Here is a 17,412-nt window from a genome sequence, read left to right on the forward strand (position 1 = left end):
ACACACCTGGTACCGAAAGGCCTTCCGGAGCACCTGACCCGCACTCTGATCGACGTCGCTGACCTGTCTTTCCCTGGACCTGTCGGTGCGCCGGGAGACCTGACGGTGAGGTCTTACCTCATCGATGCTTGTGACCCAAGAAGGGCCTGAACGTCTATCTCTTTACTGTCATGTCCGCGCAATCGACTGTGGTAAGCCCATCAGCATTAATTGCCTGGAGGCCTTCCATGAGTTTGCAAGTTGATAACAGTTCTACCGTTGTCGGTGGGGTGGACACCCATAAGGAGTTGCACGTTGCCGCCATTGTTGACCACCATGATCGTCTGCTGGGTAGCGCCAGCTTTCCCACGACCCGACATGGCTATAAAACCATGCTCGCATGGATGCGTTCCTATGGCACACTCAGTCGGGTCGGCGTCGAATGTACTGGTACCTACGGTGCCGGTTTGCTGCGTTATTTACAGCAGGCGGGCATTACCGTTCTTGAAGTGACCGCACCCGATAAATCTGTGCGTCGCAAGCGTGGCAAGGATGACACGATCGATGCAGAAAATGCGGCTCATGCCGCCTACGCAGGTCGACGTACCGTCACGCCCAAGACACGCGATGGCATGATTGAATCCTTGCGTGTTTTAAAAGTGTGCCGCAAAACCGCTATTGCGGCCCGCCGCATTGCTTTGCAAATGATTCAAATGCAAATTATCTCCACTCCAGACGAGCTGCGCGAACCACTGCGTAAGATGACACGAATGCAGCTCCTCCGAACATTGGCAGCTTGGCGCCCTGACCTGAGTGGCTATCGAGACGTCACGACGGCATACCGGATTGCGTTCAAATCGCTCGCCCGTCGTTATCTCGAACTGCACGATGAAATCGCAGACTTGGATGTCATGATCAAGGCGATCGTGGACGATCTGGCACCGGAGCTCGTCGCTCGTCAAGGCGTAGGGTATGAGTCCGCCTCGCAGTTGCTGATTACGGCGGGCGATAACCCGGCACGTTTACGCTCTGAAGCGAGCTTCGCCGCACTGTGCGGTGTGAGCCCTATCCCGGCATCGTCCGGCATGACGCAGCGTCATCGTCTCAACCGGGGCGGTGACCGAGCGGCCAATAGCGCCTTGCACATCATCGCCATTGGCCGATTGCGCTTGGACCCGAGGACGCAGGAATATGTGGTGAAGCGCACCGGGCAAGGCCTATCCAAATTGGAAGCCTTACGATGTTTGAAACGCTACATTGCACGAGAGGTGTTTTATATTTTGCGAAGCCGCAACCAAGCGATTAATCAGGTACAAATAGCGGCTTGACAATTAGAAGGGCGTCAGTAAAAGAATGCTTCCGAGCGTCCTCCGTTTCTTGCTGTTGCTGAGTCTCTGCAAGCGTCAGCGTTTCGCGCTCCATCCTGAGATGGTCGTATAGGCCTACAGCAGATTCACCCATACGAATTCGCTGATGCAATTGCGCAGCCGTTTGATGCGCTGCTGCGATACCCATGTCAGGATAGATACCGACGACTTTCTTACCTCGCCGACCTTCCGGCTCACGATACCTGACTTGCCATTGCTTGACGCCGCTTGGCAGTACGAGGAGGAACAAGCCCTGGCCCGAGGCGAGGGCATATGCTGTTTTACGTGGCTTCGCCTTACTGGCCGCCAGTTCCGTCAGTTGTTGAGCAAGCTTAGGCATCGATTTAATCTCACATTGGGCATGATTTGGGTACCTGCATTATAAGTACCCAAACGAGTACCCAAAAACCCGGCATTTACTGAAACCCTATGAGACACCCTGAACGCAAAAAACCCGCATGAAGCTAATGCTTATGCGGGTTTCAGGTACTTTATCAGTCGTTATGAAACAGTCTGATTTTGAATCTTGGTGCCGACGGCGAGACTCGAACTCGCACAGCTCTCGCCACTACCCCCTCAAGATAGCGTGTCTACCAATTCCACCACGTCGGCTAAATTGCTTGTTAGCAAAGCACGCTATTTTAGCATGCTTTTAACAATTTATTCTGTTGCTGCGTTAGAAGCGGGTACCTCAGGCACCTCGGCAGACGACGTGCCGTCTGTTCCGGCGTTGGGCGTTGCAGGTACCTGGGAACCCATGCCGGGAACTTCAGAGCCTGTGGCAGGCACTTCGGAACCGGCACCCGGCGCTTGAGGAACCGCAGGACCTTCCACCGGCGCCTCTTCTTCATAGCCCTGCATGATACCCGAGTCGAGAATGGAGTCGCCCGTACGGTGCGACACCCAGGCCAGGCCGATTGTTGAGGCAAAGAAAATAACCGCCGCCCATTTGGTCATGCGCGACAAAAAGTTCGCCGCTCCCGTTGCGCCAAAGACACTGCCGGCCGAACCACTACCGAAAGCGGCCCCCATGTCGGCGCCTTTACCTTGCTGCAACAGCACCAACACAATAATGCTTAGCGAGGAAATTACCTGAATCGCCAGAAGAAAAGAAGACAACCATTCCATTTTGAAATTACTCCGGGCCCTTAGGCCGCCGCTATACGTAAAAATTCTTCCGCCACCAACGATGCGCCACCCACCAGCGCGCCATCGATATCCGGCATGGCAAACAAACTTGCCGCGTTGGCAGCCTTAACACTGCCGCCATACAAAACCTGCACCTGCTCTGCGCCCAGTTCGCGCAACGCCGCGCGGATCAGCGCATGCACTTCCTGTGCCTGCTCGGGTGTTGCCGTACGCCCGGTGCCAATAGCCCAAACCGGTTCGTAAGCAATAACCATTTTCGCCACCGCTTGTGGGCCCAACGCCAAAACCGGCTTTAACTGAGCCGCAATAACATCGGCCGTTTCACCCGCCTCTTGCTCTTGCAGGGTTTCCCCAATACAAACAACCGGAACCAAACCCGCCTGCAGGGCAGCTTGTGCTTTTTGTGCCACCAACTCACTTGACTCACCATGATAGCTGCGACGCTCGGAATGGCCAACCAGCACCCAGCGGCAATTGAAGTCGCTCAACATGGCTGTACTGACTTCACCCGTGTAGGCACCCGATGCGTGCACGCTCACATCTTGGGCGCCCCAGGACACCTTACTGGTTTCCAACAAAGCCTGGGCCTGGGCCAGATAGGGGAACGGCACACATACCGCCACATCCGCACTAACGTCGGCACCGGCGCGCAGCGCTTCCAGCAACTCGACGTTGTCGGCCAGGCTGCCGTTCATTTTCCAATTGCCAATAACCAAACGTTGACGCGCTTGCGAGGTAGTCATGAGTAAAGCCGGGATCGAATAAACCCGCTATTGTAGCGTGATTTATTCGATCTCGTTGAGCCTGTCGCGGTTAAACCGTGAGAATAATTTTACCGATTTGCTCGCCCGCTTCCATCATGGCATGTGCCTTGGCGGCCTCTTCAAGCGGGAAAGTAGCATGAACAATAGGCTTAATCTTGCCGGCTTCAAGTAACGGCCATACATGTTCACGCAACGAGTGCGCCACTTCCGCCTTGAAACTAACCGAACGCGGACGCAAGGTTGACCCCGTTACCGTTAAACGGCGACGTAAAATCTGGCCGAAATCCAGCGTACCCTTCACGCCACCCAATAAGGCAATAATCACGATTCGCCCATCATCAGCCAAACATTTCAAGTCGCGGTTAATGTAATCGCCCGCCACCATATCCAGAATGACATTCACCCCTTTGCCATCGGTCAGGGCACGAATCTCTTCAACGAAATCCTGTGTTTTGTAATTAATCCCTTTGGCGGCGCCCAGTTTTTCAACTGCCTGCACGCGTTCATCACTTCCCGCTGTGGCATAAACAGGGTTACCCATGGCTACGGCAAGTTGAATGGCCGTCGTGCCAATACCACTGGCTCCGCCATGAACCAGCAACGACTCCCCTTTTGCCAGGCGCCCGCGATCGAACACATTGCTCCAAACCGTGAAATACGTTTCAGGCAAACCCGCCGCCTCGATATCGGACAAACCTTTGGGAATCGGCAGGCACTGATCGATCGGTGCGACGCAATATTCCGCGTAACCGCCACCGGTAATTAAAGCGCAAACTTTGTCACCCTTGGCAAAGCCGCTGTCGCCGACATTACCGTCGACAATTTCACCTACAACCTCAAGGCCTGGAATGTCAGAAGCACCGGGAGGCGGCGGATAATTACCTGCGCGCTGCAAAGCATCCGGCCGGTTTACCCCCGCCGAAATCACCCTCAGCAACACTTCGTTTTCATTGGGCACCGGCATGGGGCGCTCGGCAGGCACCAGCACTTCAGGCCCGCCCGCTTGGGTAATTTCCACCACTTTCATGACAAGTACTCCTTGGACAATTCAAAGCGCATAGGCTAAACTAGCGGGCTTGCATTGGCAAGTTAAGCTTACAGTAGTAGTAGCAAGCCTAGCACCAACGCGTAATTAGACCATTTTCAGGAAGCGTGGCAGAGCGGTTGAATGCACTGGTCTTGAAAACCAGCGAGGGTTTGCGCCCTCCGTGAGTTCGAATCTCACCGCTTCCGCCAAATAAATAAATCAAGCCCCTGATGATCAGGGGCTTTTTTATCTACCTTATCTGCATTTGACGTGCCATTTATAATGGAAAGCCTAATTTAAAAGGAGCTCTACATGACCCAAGCCTCAGCCCGCCACATTCTTGTTGACACCGAAGACCGCTGTCTCGAGCTTAAAACATCTATTGAAAATGGCGCCGATTTTGCCCAGGTTGCCAAAGAGAACTCGCGCTGCCCTTCGTCGAACGATGGCGGCAACCTCGGCACCTTCGGCAGAGGTCAAATGGTGCGGGAATTCGACGAGGTCGTATTCAGCGCACCTGTCGGCGTCGTTCAAGGCCCCGTCAAAACGCAGTTTGGTTTTCATCTGGTTGAAGTCACCGGCCGTCAAGACTAATTAGCACGACTGCCGGATACCGCGCGGGGCAGGTGGTACCAGGCTGACTTTCCGGGCCTTATTTGCGCGCCAGTATATCGGCCACAATTTGCCCGGAACCACCCCCCAAACCTGGCCCGGGATGGGTAGAGGCGCCAATGTGATACACATTCTTGTATGGTGTACGATGCCCGCGCGCGCCGGAGCTGCCCGCAAACGGCCGCAACCAAAAGAATTGATCGGGCGAACATACGCCGGAATAAGGATCACCGCCCACCAAATTGCAGTTCATGGCTTCCAAATCGCCAGGCGAAAACGTCTTACGACCAATAATTAAGTCGCCCAGCCCAGGCAACACCGTTTCAATACGCTTTTGAATTCGATCGGCCATGGCCTCGCGCACGGTTTCATTCCAGCGCCCGTCGGACGGCACCTGAATTTCACCCGCAGCGTCGCCCTTCAGCCGCGAAGGCATGTCTTGCAGTTGCAGCCATAGAATCCATTTACCTTCCGGTGCCCGGCCGGCATCAACCGCAACGGGCTGGCCAATGGCAATGGTGGGCAAGCGCGGCAACAAACCATTATTGGCTTCCACCACAGACAGCGCTACGTTCTCCATGCTTTCGGTTAAGTGCACCAAAGGCACTTTCAACATTTCAGGATCACGCCAAGGCGCAGGCCCGTTCAAGGCAAAATGCACCTGCATACAGCCGCGTCCAAAATGATAGCCTTTGGCCCGCTGAGTCAGTTTCTGAGGCACATTTGGCAGCAACCGCTCATACAGCTGGGGTGGCGTCACATTGCAAACCACCGCCTCACTGGCCTGATATGCTTGACCGTTGGCCACCACGCCGGTCGCCCTTGAACCGCTTACGGTAACCGACTCAACCTCTGTGCCGGTTAAAACCTGCCCGCCCCGCTGCTCAATAAAGGTTTGCAGGGCCTCTACCAAACGCTGGCCGCCGCCTTTCACCACCGGCATGCCGCCGGCAACAACCGCGGCGAAGGTAAGTTTGCCCATTAAGGCGGCACCGGCATCGTCGGGACCCAAGCCCGAATGCAGCACCCAGGGGCTCATCATGGCACGGGTAATATCGGAATTCAGCTCGCGATACGACCAACGCCGGAATGACTCCACCGATTCCGACGTAAATTGCAACAAACCGTCGAGCCCTCGCTTACGCCATTCAGAAAAGAACAAACGCATTACCTTACCACTGTAGGGCGAGTGACCCAGCAAACCGAATGTCAGTGCGGCGTCTTGCTCGAACAGTTTGGCCGCCATTGCGCCGAACGCGTCTCCGTCGCCCGGCGCAATGGCATTAATGCGCTTTACGCTGTCTTCGATATCCTGCTTTAAGGCCAACAACTGACCGTCGGGTGTGGCGATGCCCGTGGTGTACTCGTTGGCCACGAACTCAACACCCAACGCAGCCAGATCATCTTTCAACTCGGCATACGCGCCGCCGCCCATGAAAAGCGGATACCACGACGACAACACCTCGTGCGTGAAGCCGGGGAACAGCGTTTCGGTGCGAATACAGCCACCGAGCCGATCGTTACGCTCTAGCACTAAAACCGACTTTCCCCGTTTGGCTAAAAGAGCGGCGCACGACAACGAATTCATGCCGCCACCCACCACAATGATCTGGGCTTGATTACTCATAATTTGACCTTAAGGTACCAGTGCCAACACACGCAACGGGCTACCCGACCCCCCTTTGATCTTCAACGGTGCAGCCACAATAATGGCCCCTGTCGGCGGCAACTGATCAAGATTATTCAGGCATTGCAAACCGTATTTGTTGGCGCCATGCATGAGTGTGTGACAAGGATACGGCATGGGCCAACCGAACGACTGACCCGCATCGGTGTTAATGGTTTCGACACCGAAACCCAACACATCGCGCTCTTTAATCATCCACTCCACGGCTTCTTGCGAAGGCCCAGGGGTGTGCGCGCCGTCTTCCTTAACGTTGGCGTAGGAAGCCGGATCTTTCTCGAGGCGGTCAGCCCAACCTGTGCGAAAAATTACCCAACAGCCTTTGGGAATCTTGCCGTGCTTATCTTCCCATTGCTTTAAATAATCAACAGTAAGCACCCAATCTTCGTTTTCCGCAACCTGGGCCGTTGCATCAACGACCACTGCAGGCGCAATAAAATTCTTGGGATCGATGGAATCAACTGTGTTGTTGGGGTGATCTTTACCGGTAACCCAGTGAATCGGCGCATCGAAGTGCGTACCCGTGTGTTCGCCACAGGTAAAGTTGTTCCAGTACCAGGCCGGCCCGGCATCGTTGTACTGAGAGATTGTCTCCATTTTGAATGCCGTGACCTGGCCGAATTGCGGCGGCAATTGCAAGGCAGGAAAATCTGACGACAAAGTGTGGGTAAGATCAACCACCTTGAAATTGCCGGTAGCCAGTTGCTCAAGATTATTTGTAGCGGTACTCATACTCTCTCCTTTAGTTGAAACCTCAATTATCTAAACGACAATTTCGCACGATTTAATCCAAATATCAAACCTTATCGAGTTTAATGCTGTCAAACCATTCATCATCCATTTCCGGCAAGGGAATGGCATCGATCAGCGCGTGCGTCACTTCGCTTTGAGGGGCGTCAAAAACCTGATCACAGCGGCCGGCCTCGACAATTTCACCACGATTCAACACCATTACCTGCGAACAGACGGTGCGAATAACGGAAAGGTCGTGACTGATAAACGCAATCGTCAGATTCATATCAGCAGCCAAGCCACGCAACAGGGTAAGCACCTGTGCCTGCGACGACACGTCAAGCCCGGACACAATTTCATCCGCCAATATAAAGGCAGGATTCAACGCCACCGCGCGCGCAATTCCCACGCGCTGGCGTTGTCCGCCCGATAATTCATGTGGATAGCGTTTTGCAAAAGCCGTCGACAAGCCTACTCGCTCCAGCGCTTCATACGCTTTTTTCTCGGGAGCATCGATACCATAGCGCTTGATTGGCGATGCCACAATGCGGCCCACCGTATGACGCGGGTTCAGCGACGACATGGGATCCTGGAAAATCATTTGCAGGTCACGCCTTAAGGGTTTGAGCTGAACCTCATCGAGATGCGAAATATCTTTACCTCGAAATAGAACCTGCCCGGAAGACACGCCAAGCAGCCGAACCAGGACACGCCCCAACGTTGACTTTCCCGAGCCACTTTCACCCACGATGCCGGTAATTTCACCTGCCGGCAGATCGAAAGACAACCCCTTCAAAATTTCAATACGCGGCGCAGGCCCGAATAAGGGCTTGCGTGTCATGTCGGGCAAGGCAAGATGCAGATCCCTTACCGAAAATAATGGCTCAGCCATGCGACCCTCCATTTACGTCGGAAAGCGCGACTTCTTGCGCTAGCGCCGTAATAAGTTCCGCCGGCACCGGCCGCATCGGCTCATCAGGATGAGTGTAGCGCGGTGTTGCGCTAATGAGCGCACGCGTATAAGGATGTTGGGGGTTGGCAAAAATACTGGCGGTATCAGCGCTTTCCATGACCTTTCCTGCAAACAAGACCGTCACGGTTTGACTGATTTTGGCCACAACGCCCATGTCGTGAGTCACAAAAAGTACTGCCGTGCCCGATTCGGCTTGCAGTTCGCGAATAAGCCTCAAAATTTGCTTTTGTACAGTCACATCAAGCGCGGTTGTGGGTTCATCGGCAACGATAAGCTTGGGTTTGGGCGCGAATGCTGCGGCAATCAATACCCGCTGTCGCATGCCACCGGAAAGCTCGTGCGGGTAAGACGACATGACCCGTTTGGGGTCACGAATATACACGCGCTCGAGCAACTCCAAAGCGCGCGCCTGGGCGGCATCCTGACGCCAGCCCAAACGTTTCACCAGCCTTTCTGTAATTTGCGGTCCAATGCGTCGGGAAGGGTTCAAGGCGGTCAGTGGATCCTGGGGGATAAGCGATGCGGTGGCTGCAACGGTTTGACGGCGCTGTGCGGCACTATGTTGATCGAGATTTTCTCCTTGCAAAAGAATTTCACCCGACGTGATCTCGATGTTGCGTGGTAATACACCCAACACGGCTTTACCGATCATGCTTTTACCGGCCCCGCTTTCGCCCACCAGCGCCCGAACCTCACCCGGCTTTACCGCTAGTGAAACCTGACGCAGCAAGCGCTGACCCCCACGCAGGGCGACATTCAGATTCTTAACCTCGAGTGTTGGCTGCTGACTATTAATGTGTGTCATGTCGCTTACCTCGACAAAGGGTCAAACTGCGCTTTCAAGCCTTCACCCAACTGGCTGAAGGAAAGCACGGTAAGGAAGAGCACGACCAATGGCGCTACCAGCACCCACCACGCGAAATGAATGGATGCTCTGCCTTCGGCAATCATACCGCCCCACGTAGGCGAATCGGAAGAGATGGATAAGTTCACAAAACTTAAAATGGCTTCCACAATAACGGCCACCCCCATTTCAAGCGCCAATAAAGCCACAATAGTGGGAAGGACGTTAGGCATCACCTCGCCCACTAATGTCCCCATACGGGTTGCGCCGCCGATTTTCGCCGAATGCACGTAATCCATGCGTGTTTGCACCATCGCCTCAGCGCGAATGACGCGGGCGAAACGCGTCCAATCGATAATCGCAATGGCCAGAATAACGGATGTCAGCCCCGTGCCCAGCACAGCCACCAGCAAAATGGAAAACAGAACCGGTGGAAATGCCATCCATACGTCGATCAGCCGGGAGACCACCCTGTCGACCCAACCCCCGAAATAGCCCGCCAGCAGCCCCAATACAGAACCGAAAACACAGGCCGCCGTTGCCGCGACCAGCGCAACAGTCAGCGCGATCCGAGCACCGTAAATAACGCGGGACAACACATCGCGCCCGAGGCTGTCAGTACCAAGGTAATATCCCGCTTCATAGCCGTCGAACCCAAAAGGTGGAAGCCGCCCGTACAGCAAGTCCTGAGTAAGCGGATTATGCGGTGCAATCCACGGCGCCAGTAAGGCCGCCAGTACCAGCACCGTAAGCCAACCCGCCGACAACCAAAGACGAAAGTTGAACTGACGCGCCCTTGCCCTGGGCTCAGCGCGCAATACACCGGATGTCGCTTCAGCCATGACGCAACCTCGGATTCAGGACGGTATAGAGCAAATCGACCACCAAATTAACCAATATAAACAAGCAGGCAAACATCAATACAATGCCCTGAATAAGAGGCAAATCGCGATTTATGACGGCATCAATCGCCATATTCCCCAAACCTTCATAAGCAAATAAACGTTCGACAATCACAGTGCCGCCGATCAAGAACGTGAACTGCACGCCTATTAGCGTTAGCGTGGGCAATGCCGCATTGCGCAAGGCCTCGCGCAAGATCACTTGCGTCTCGGTAAACCCTCGTACACGCGCCAGAACGGTGTAATCGAGTTGCAGCATTTCTTTCAGGCTTTGCTTGAGTAACTGCGAAATAATGGCGGCCAACGGTAATGCCAAGGCCAGTGCGGGCATCAGCATATGCGCCAACAAGTTTTGCAAAACGTCGAAACGCAAGCGCAACAATGCCTCAAATAAATAGAAATGGGTAGTGAAGTCGAAATCCAACTGCGGCGAAACCCGTCCGGAAATATAAAACACAGGCCATAACACGCCAAACAACAAAATAAGCAACAAACCCCACAAAAAGTCGGGGATCGATAACGTAGCCCCGTTAAATAGGTCGACCGCTGTTTCAGTGCTTCGACCGCGCTCTTTCGCGCCCAACACCGCCGTGAAACCCCCAATTGCCAATGCAATCAACAGCGCCAGAATCGATAACTCCAACGTGGCGGGCAAACGGGCCAAAACCAGTTCCGCAACCGGTTGTTTTAACGTAATTGACGTTCCGAAATCACCTTGAAGAACGCCCCCGGCCCATATAAAAAACTGTTGAACCAGGGGTTTATCAAGACCATACAAGGCGGTTAAAGCGGCAATATCAGCCTCGGATGCACCGGGCGATATCATCATGGCAATAGGATTACCCGGTGCAACCCGAATAAGAATAAACACCACAATGGCCACACCAACAAGCGTTACCAGCATTGTGGCCAAACGAATAAGAATGGGTTTCAGCATGAAAACTACAACGGCATTGCGAAAGAAAGCGGGTGGCTCTTAAGAACCACCCGCCAGGGAGCCTGACGTATTACCTTAAGACGCCGGCTTCATGGAAGCGGGGGTGACATCACCCGTTGCGGTAGGCGGCACCACGACCTTATCAGAATGAATAACCGGCAGCACGTACTGCAAAATCGGAATGACGTAACCGTTCTCCAAAATGTAGGCACTGACATCTTTCCAACCCTGGATTCGCTTGGCTTCATCAGGTTCCGCCCACAAGGGCCCGATTTTTTCGATGAGGTCGGGGGTGTCCCATACCGAGTGCGGCGAAGGACCAAACATGGCGTGACCGGTTGACGTGGTGGGGTCACCAATCGCGTTACCCCAGTTATAGAACGCAGCAGGAGCCAGTTGGTCGGCCGCACGTAATTCGAAATGCTTGGCAATTTCGTAAATTTCGATATCGGCCTCGATGCCCACCTTACGCCACATCCCCACGATGGCCTGAATCATTTCGTAGTCTTTGGGTTTGAAACCACGCGTGGTCTGGATCGTGAACTTCACCGGATTTTCGGTTGAATAACCCGAGGCAGCCAGCAATTCTTTGGCTTTTTCCGGGTTGTACTCCATTTTCAGGTTCGGATCGAAGGCATCGTATTCAGGCGCTTCCAAAGTGGCCAATGGTACGCCGTAGCCTCGCAACAAACGGTCGATAATAAGCTGTTTGTCAATGGCATGATGCGCAGCCAAACGAACGTTTTTGTCGAGCATGGGGCCTACATCGTTCAGGAAGATCATACCCACGTCGGCAATGGGGAAGGCCTCTCCTTTCAGACCGGGTTTTGCCTTCAGGCGATCAAACTCTTCATAGGGAATTTCCATCGTGACCTGGGCGTTACCCGATTCGATTTCCGCAACGCGACTGGCCGCATCGGGCACGAATTTAATGGTGACCGTCTCAAACGCGGGCTTGCCCCCCCAGTAGTCCTCATTTGCCACCAGGCGCATGTAAGCGCCACGTTCGTAGGCATCGAGCTTGTAAGGCCCTGTGCCGATCGGTGCTTTTTCAAAGCCCTCCGCCCCCACTTTCTCGTAGTACGCCTTGGGCAAAACATAACCGGTAAGGAACGCCATCCATTTGAAAATAGTGGGTTCAAATTGCACCACATCGGCAGTCACGACATTGCCGTCTACTTTAAAGTTGGCCAAATTCTTCCAGACAAACTGACCTGGATTTCCGGTGGCAGGATCGCCGGCGCGTTCCAATGACCAGGCGACGTCTTCCGCAGTAAAGTCGGAGCCGTCGTGCCATTTAACCCCTTCACGCACCACCATACGAACTTTCTTGTTGTCGTCGGTAAAGCCCCATTCGGTGAGCAAACCGGGGGAAAAGCTGAGGTCGGGCTCTTGTTGGATAAAGCGATCGAAAACCGACAGATACAAAGCCTGCAGTTTCGGGTTTACCGCCGACGGGCCGGTGGTTGGATCCCAACTGGGCAGCCCTGTGTTGTACGCAATAACAAGATCTTTACCGCCGTTCTGTGCAAAGGCGGGCATACCAAGCGCTGAGATACCGGCAGCTGTAATGCTGAACTGCAAAAAGTCGCGTCGGGTTTGCTTCATGGTGGGTTCCCTTTTTTAGTACTTAAGTAAGTGACGATTTACTTTTCATATTAATGTTTGAAGGTTGAAATACCCACTGGTATTAACCCCAAATCATCCCCGCAAGTCTTGTGCCACCATATATCCGGAACCCGCCCCGGTGCCCGCACCCGGCCACACTGCCGCCCCCACCATATGCAGCCCTTTCACGGGGGTGTGCCCATCGGCAAAACCCAGTACCGGGCGAAAGAGAAAATTCTGGAACAAATGATGTGACCCGCAAATTTGATCTCCGCCCACGAGATTCGGATTTTCCGCTTCCAGGTCAAGTGGCGAAACCACATGACGCTTCAGAATCAGGCCGGACAAACCCGGTGCGTATTGTTCAATTTGCTGTATGACACGATCGGCGTAGGCCTCTTTTATGTCGCCCCATGCACGGCCCTGAATGATACCGGCTGCATCACCCGCCACCTGTGCCGGCAAACAGCGCACCTGCACCCACAGCACATGTTTACCCTCTGGCGCCCTGGACGCGTCGTAAACCGTGGGCTGCCCTACTACCAGCGCAGGCTGGCTGGGTAACAACCCCGCTATCGCCTGCTGATAGGTTTGCGCCAATACATCGATAGACGGGCCGATATGTACATAAGCGAATTGACGCAACGCTTGCGCCTGCCAGGCAGGCAAATCGGACAAGGCCAAATGAATCATCATCGTGCCGGGCGCATGTCGAAATGCCTTCATACCCTGATCGAACCGAGCATCACCGCTATGGTCGGACAGCATGTTTAACAGCGCGCGCGGTGCCACGTTGGCCAAAACGCGGTCGGCCTGCACCGTTTCCCCATTTGCCAGTTGAACACCTCGGGCATGACCACCTGCAACCGTAATGGAAGCCACCTCAGCATCACAACGCACCTGCCCACCACGCGACTCAATCAGCTTGATGAGCGAACGCGTAACGGTGTCAGCTCCGCCTTTGCCTATGACCATACCCATCGCCTGACCGCCAAAGCTTTCCAGGTAGGGAAAAATCGCCCCACCGGAAATATCCGGCGCAAAATCAAGGTGCAATCCCCAAGTTGACAGTGCCGCATGCAGACGCGGATCGGAGAAAGTTTGCTCCACCCAATTTCGGGGAGAGGACACAATTAAACGTTTAAGCTCAAACAAGCCTGTGAGCCCCAGGCTGCGAAAGATCTGCCATCCGGCTTTTGTCAGCCCCCGCTTGGACATTCGGGCCGAAAGCAAAGCCACCAAGGCACCTGCATTGGCCGGAAACGACGCAAGCCCCGCTTTCCACGCGGCTTTGTCCTGCGCGTTGGGAATTGTGGCTAACGTTTCTTCAATATCGGTTGATACACCGAAGTAGTCGCCGTTGGGGAACACAGACGCAAACGGGCGGTTAACCGGCACAAACTCCAAACCATGCATAGCCAGTGTTTCCGAATGGCTCTTATGAAAGCCCGACCCGGCAAACATGGATAAATTCATGGCCGCCACGTCGTGGCGAAACCCGGGCAATGTCAGTTCTTCTGTACGTACCGCACCGCCCGGGCGATCAAGGCGCTCAAGAACAGTTACTTCGTGCCCGGCAAGCGACAGCTCTGCAGCGGCTACCAGGCCGTTAATTCCCGAGCCAATTACGACGACTTTCATTTATGCTCCTGATTGTTAATAGCCTTAAGCGGGCTCAACCTTATCAAGGTTACGCGCGGTCTTCCACCTTGATCACAATGGCCATGGCGGAATCGCCTGCCGCACAACCCACGAACAGCCCATGACCACCTCCCTTGATCGCCAGCATTTCAATTAACTCAATAACCGCACGCAACCCCATGGGCGACTGGGGGTGACCCCAAACCAACGAGCAGCCATAGTCGTTAAAGCTTTCCAACGACAACCCAAGCTCTTTGGCCAAAACCAGGTCATTCACTGCAAAGGGATTATGCGTTTTGATGGCGGTTAGATCGTTCACTGTCAGGTTGGCGGCTTGCAACGCCCGGCGCGCTGCGGGAATGGTTGCCGCCGGCATATGAGCCGCTTTTACCCGTGCCTGCCCAAACGACACAATACTCACTTTAATGCCTGGGTCACGCGATAACGCCTTCGCCTGGTCAGCATTCGTCAGCACAATGCCGGCGTTGCCGTCGGCCGGGTGCGTTTGGCCGCCAAATGTAACCGTCCCGCCTTCCATAACCGGCTTTAACTTGGCTAACCCTTCGCGTGTCGTGGGGAAAATGCCCTCATCTCCCGAAAGCACTGTTTGCTCTTTTCTGAACCGGGCATCGGGCACACTGAACGGCAGATCCATGAAGCGGCGCAAGAATGCACTGTCGTCCTTTAACGCATTTTCATACTGCGCATAACGGATGAGTGTCAGTTCATTTTGCTCTTCGGTAGTGAAACCATATTCTTTGGCAACGTTTTCCGCGGTGGTTACCATATTGACACCGGTGTAGGGATCCCAGTTGAAACTATCGAGCACCCAATTTTCATGATCTCCCGTTCCACCAGGCCCTTGGGGCGCGGGATAATAAATATGCGGCCCATTCGATATGCGGTCGCAAGCAATGGCCAGCGCCACCTGTGAATCGCCTTCGCGGATGGTTGACGCCACCGTTTGCAATAGCCGCACGCCGGTCGCGCAGGCCTGGCTAATGGTAGGGCCGGCAAGGTGGGGTATACCCATTTCACCTGCAAGCCAAGGCAAGCCATAGAAAGACCCTTTTTGTGGTACCGACATGCCCAAGGCCGCAAAGTCGAAACTTTCCGGGTCGACCTGCCGTCGCTTCAACGCATCTTTTGCAACATGCGCCGCAAATTTCAAACTATGCAAATGCGACAAACTACCTTGCCACCGGGCAAACGGCGTCGACCAATAAGCACCATAAGGGATTTCAATTTCTGACATAAATTAACTCCAAAATTTACGGGATACTGGTGACAAAACCCCGACTCAAGCTTGCTACTTTTTCAAACCCGGCATCTTTCAAAATCGACACGGCCAACGAAGAACGCCGGCCCGACCGGCACATGGCAACCACCGGTTTATCTCGCGGAATTTCTTCCAGACGGTCACGCAACTGGTTCAACGGAATGTGCACATCAACCAAACGCCTGGACTGAGGATTGTCTTTCACCTCATCATCCAGCCGCACGTCGAGCACCGTGACCTCGCCCAAATGCTGCTCCAGCCACTCCTCATCAATTTCAGGTACGCCGGCGTAGGTAATACGGATATCGCCCCAACCCGGTTCCTCCGGGAGTTTACCGTTCTCTGGACGGCCACTGCGCAAATTGGCTGGCACAGCTTCGTCAATTAATTTCGGATGCGGTAATTTCATTGCATTCATATATTCAACGAAATCCGTTTCGCTGGCTCCCGCCCCTACGCGCGCGTTAAACGCTTTTTCTTCACCGATCGTGCTGACTGTGCGCCCCTGATAGTCGTGCGCAGGATAAACCAGGCAGGAATCGGGCAAAGCAAACAACTTGCCGGTAATTGAATGGTATAAGCGATGTGCGCTACCTTGCTGAAAATCACTGCGCCCGCATCCACGAATGAGTAAGGTGTCGCCGGTAAATACCATCGACTCCCCCTCCAGAATGAAGCTCATACAACCATCTGTATGACCGGGCGTCGAGATCGCCTTTAACCGAACACCTTTCACCCCAAACTCATCGCCATTCTCCAGCGCCACGTCGGTATGATCGGCATTAATCACTTTGGCCGATGCAATCCGGCACCCTGTTTTCTGTTTGAGCAACCATGCAGCCGTAATGTGGTCCGCATGCGCATGCGTGTCTGCAACAAGCGCCAACGTCAAACCCAGTTCCCGAATCAGTGCCAAATCACGACGCACTTGTCCAAATACCGGATCAATCAGCATCGCCTGCCGGTGGTTTTCGTCAGCAAGCAAATAAGTATAGGTTGAAGATGTGTTGTCGAATAATTGGCGAAAAATCATAACGACACCCTATAAATAAATTACCAGATAACCATATTACCCAAGCTTCGTTGACAGTAAAGGCGCGATGCTTGATGCTTATCAATACCGGGTTGGATATTTACCCAGTCAACCTATGGAAAACCCGAATCATTTGCGCTAGTATTAATGAGTAGTGCGACACCGGATGAATCTGAACCGGATAACAATTTAAAGCAGTCTATTTTCAAGAAAGAGGTTAAACCATGTCATTACGTATTAACGACGTCGCTCCCAATTTCACCGTCGACTCAACCGCCGGCAAAATCACACTACACGACTGGATCGGCGACAGCTACGCTATTCTGTTCTCACATCCCAAAGATTTCACCCCCGTCTGCACCACGGAGTTCGGCGCGGTTGCCCAACTGGCACCCGAATTCGAGAAGCGCAATACAAAAGTGCTGGGTGTTTCGGTAGACAGCGTTGACGATCACCAGAAATGGAAACGCGACATCGAAAAAGTGGCGGGTGCACCGGCCAACTTCCCCATTATCGACGACACGTCTTTGGAGGTATCCAAGCTCTATAACATGCTGCCTGCCGACGCCTATTTGCCCGACGGGCGCACACCGGCCGACAGCGCAACGGTTCGCACCGTATTTATTATCGGCCCCGACAAAAAAGTACGCCTAACGATGTCTTACCCTATGTCGGTCGGCCGCAATTTTGCTGAAATTTTGCGCGCACTGGATGCCGTTCAGGCAACCGACGGGGTACCTATTGCCACCCCCGCCAACTGGACACCCGGTCAGGACGTTATCGTTGCCTTGAGCCTGAAAGACGACCAGGCCCGTGAAAAATTCGGCGAACTCGACATTAAGTTGCCTTACCTGCGCTATGCCAAAGCACCGGCAAAATAA

17 protein-coding genes and 2 tRNA genes are annotated in these 17,412 nt (G+C 53.9%); 4 read left to right on the forward strand and 15 right to left on the reverse strand.

Translation table 11 applies throughout. The features are described 5' to 3' along the window. Positions 1-227: 227 nt before the first annotated feature. Positions 228-1,307 (forward strand): IS110 family RNA-guided transposase, encoded by a 1,080-nt coding sequence (locus CJO09_RS02875; protein WP_119440987.1) that lies wholly within the window; start codon positions 228-230, stop codon positions 1,305-1,307. Here CJO09_RS02875 and CJO09_RS02880 read toward each other — a convergent pair. The 5 genes from CJO09_RS02880 to CJO09_RS02900 form a co-directional block, all read right to left on the reverse strand. Beyond that, positions 1,282-1,686 (reverse strand): Arm DNA-binding domain-containing protein, encoded by a 405-nt coding sequence (locus CJO09_RS02880; protein ID WP_119440988.1) that lies wholly within the window; start codon positions 1,684-1,686, stop codon positions 1,282-1,284. The genes CJO09_RS02875 and CJO09_RS02880 overlap by 26 nt on opposite strands. Positions 1,687-1,873: 187 nt before the next feature. Further along, positions 1,874-1,958 (reverse strand) — tRNA-Leu (locus CJO09_RS02885). 48 nt (positions 1,959-2,006) lie between these two features. Beyond that, positions 2,007-2,474, reverse strand: a complete 468-nt coding sequence (secG, locus tag CJO09_RS02890; protein ID WP_119440989.1) for a preprotein translocase subunit SecG — start codon at positions 2,472-2,474, stop codon at positions 2,007-2,009. Between the two features lie 20 nt (positions 2,475-2,494). After that, on the reverse strand, positions 2,495-3,238 hold the full coding sequence (gene tpiA, locus CJO09_RS02895) for a triose-phosphate isomerase (RefSeq protein ID WP_119440990.1): 744 nt from the start codon (positions 3,236-3,238) through the stop codon (positions 2,495-2,497). A 70-nt stretch (positions 3,239-3,308) separates the two neighbouring features. Then, positions 3,309-4,286, reverse strand: coding sequence for an NAD(P)H-quinone oxidoreductase (locus CJO09_RS02900; RefSeq protein WP_119440991.1), 978 nt, complete (start codon positions 4,284-4,286; stop codon positions 3,309-3,311). 119 nt (positions 4,287-4,405) lie between these two features. Between CJO09_RS02900 and CJO09_RS02905 the strand changes: the two genes are divergently transcribed. After that, positions 4,406-4,495 (forward strand) — tRNA-Ser (locus CJO09_RS02905). Between the two features lie 103 nt (positions 4,496-4,598). Next, entirely contained in the window at positions 4,599-4,880 is a 282-nt protein-coding gene (locus tag CJO09_RS02910; RefSeq protein ID WP_119440992.1) for a peptidylprolyl isomerase, read from the forward strand. Positions 4,881-4,938: 58 nt separating this feature from the next. On the opposite strand, the gene CJO09_RS02915 is transcribed toward CJO09_RS02910, so the two are convergent. From CJO09_RS02915 to CJO09_RS02960, 10 genes are all read right to left on the reverse strand, one after another. Beyond that, positions 4,939-6,525 (reverse strand): phytoene desaturase family protein, encoded by a 1,587-nt coding sequence (locus tag CJO09_RS02915; RefSeq protein WP_119440993.1) that lies wholly within the window; start codon positions 6,523-6,525, stop codon positions 4,939-4,941. A gap of 9 nt (positions 6,526-6,534) precedes the next feature. Beyond that, positions 6,535-7,314 (reverse strand): cyclase family protein, encoded by a 780-nt coding sequence (locus CJO09_RS02920; protein ID WP_119440994.1) that lies wholly within the window; start codon positions 7,312-7,314, stop codon positions 6,535-6,537. A 64-nt stretch (positions 7,315-7,378) separates the two neighbouring features. Further along, the gene (locus CJO09_RS02925; RefSeq protein ID WP_119440995.1) at positions 7,379-8,206 is read right to left on the reverse strand and encodes an ABC transporter ATP-binding protein; all 828 of its coding nucleotides are present in this window, start codon (positions 8,204-8,206) and stop codon (positions 7,379-7,381) included. After that, positions 8,199-9,092 carry an ABC transporter ATP-binding protein gene (locus CJO09_RS02930; RefSeq protein WP_119440996.1) on the reverse strand — a complete coding sequence of 298 codons (894 nt, stop codon included), beginning with the start codon at positions 9,090-9,092 and terminating at the stop codon, positions 8,199-8,201. Before CJO09_RS02930 ends, CJO09_RS02925 begins: the two co-directional genes overlap by 8 nt. Positions 9,093-9,097: 5 nt before the next feature. Further along, complete coding sequence (locus CJO09_RS02935; RefSeq protein ID WP_119440997.1) at positions 9,098-9,973, reverse strand: ABC transporter permease; 876 nt, start codon at positions 9,971-9,973, stop codon at positions 9,098-9,100. After that, complete coding sequence (locus CJO09_RS02940; protein WP_119440998.1) at positions 9,966-10,970, reverse strand: ABC transporter permease; 1,005 nt, start codon at positions 10,968-10,970, stop codon at positions 9,966-9,968. The genes CJO09_RS02935 and CJO09_RS02940 overlap by 8 nt, the downstream gene beginning before the upstream one ends. 75 nt (positions 10,971-11,045) lie before the next feature. After that, positions 11,046-12,578, reverse strand: coding sequence for an ABC transporter substrate-binding protein (locus CJO09_RS02945; protein WP_114419878.1), 1,533 nt, complete (start codon positions 12,576-12,578; stop codon positions 11,046-11,048). Positions 12,579-12,671: 93 nt separating this feature from the next. Further along, a complete protein-coding gene (locus CJO09_RS02950) occupies positions 12,672-14,219 on the reverse strand; it encodes a phytoene desaturase family protein (RefSeq protein WP_119440999.1) in 1,548 nt (515 codons plus the stop codon). A gap of 49 nt (positions 14,220-14,268) precedes the next feature. Then, on the reverse strand, positions 14,269-15,474 hold the full coding sequence (locus CJO09_RS02955; RefSeq protein WP_119441000.1) for a thiolase family protein: 1,206 nt from the start codon (positions 15,472-15,474) through the stop codon (positions 14,269-14,271). 16 nt (positions 15,475-15,490) lie between these two features. Continuing rightward, positions 15,491-16,531: an MBL fold metallo-hydrolase gene (locus CJO09_RS02960; protein WP_119441001.1), complete on the reverse strand. Its 1,041-nt coding sequence runs from the start codon at positions 16,529-16,531 to the stop codon at positions 15,491-15,493. Positions 16,532-16,755: 224 nt separating this feature from the next. Here CJO09_RS02960 and CJO09_RS02965 point away from each other — a divergent pair, with 224 nt between their 5' ends. Beyond that, entirely contained in the window at positions 16,756-17,412 is a 657-nt protein-coding gene (locus CJO09_RS02965) for a peroxiredoxin (RefSeq protein ID WP_114419884.1), read from the forward strand.

This window comes from Neopusillimonas maritima (genome assembly GCF_003576595.1).
GTDB classification, from domain to species: domain Bacteria; phylum Pseudomonadota; class Gammaproteobacteria; order Burkholderiales; family Burkholderiaceae_B; genus Neopusillimonas; species Neopusillimonas maritima.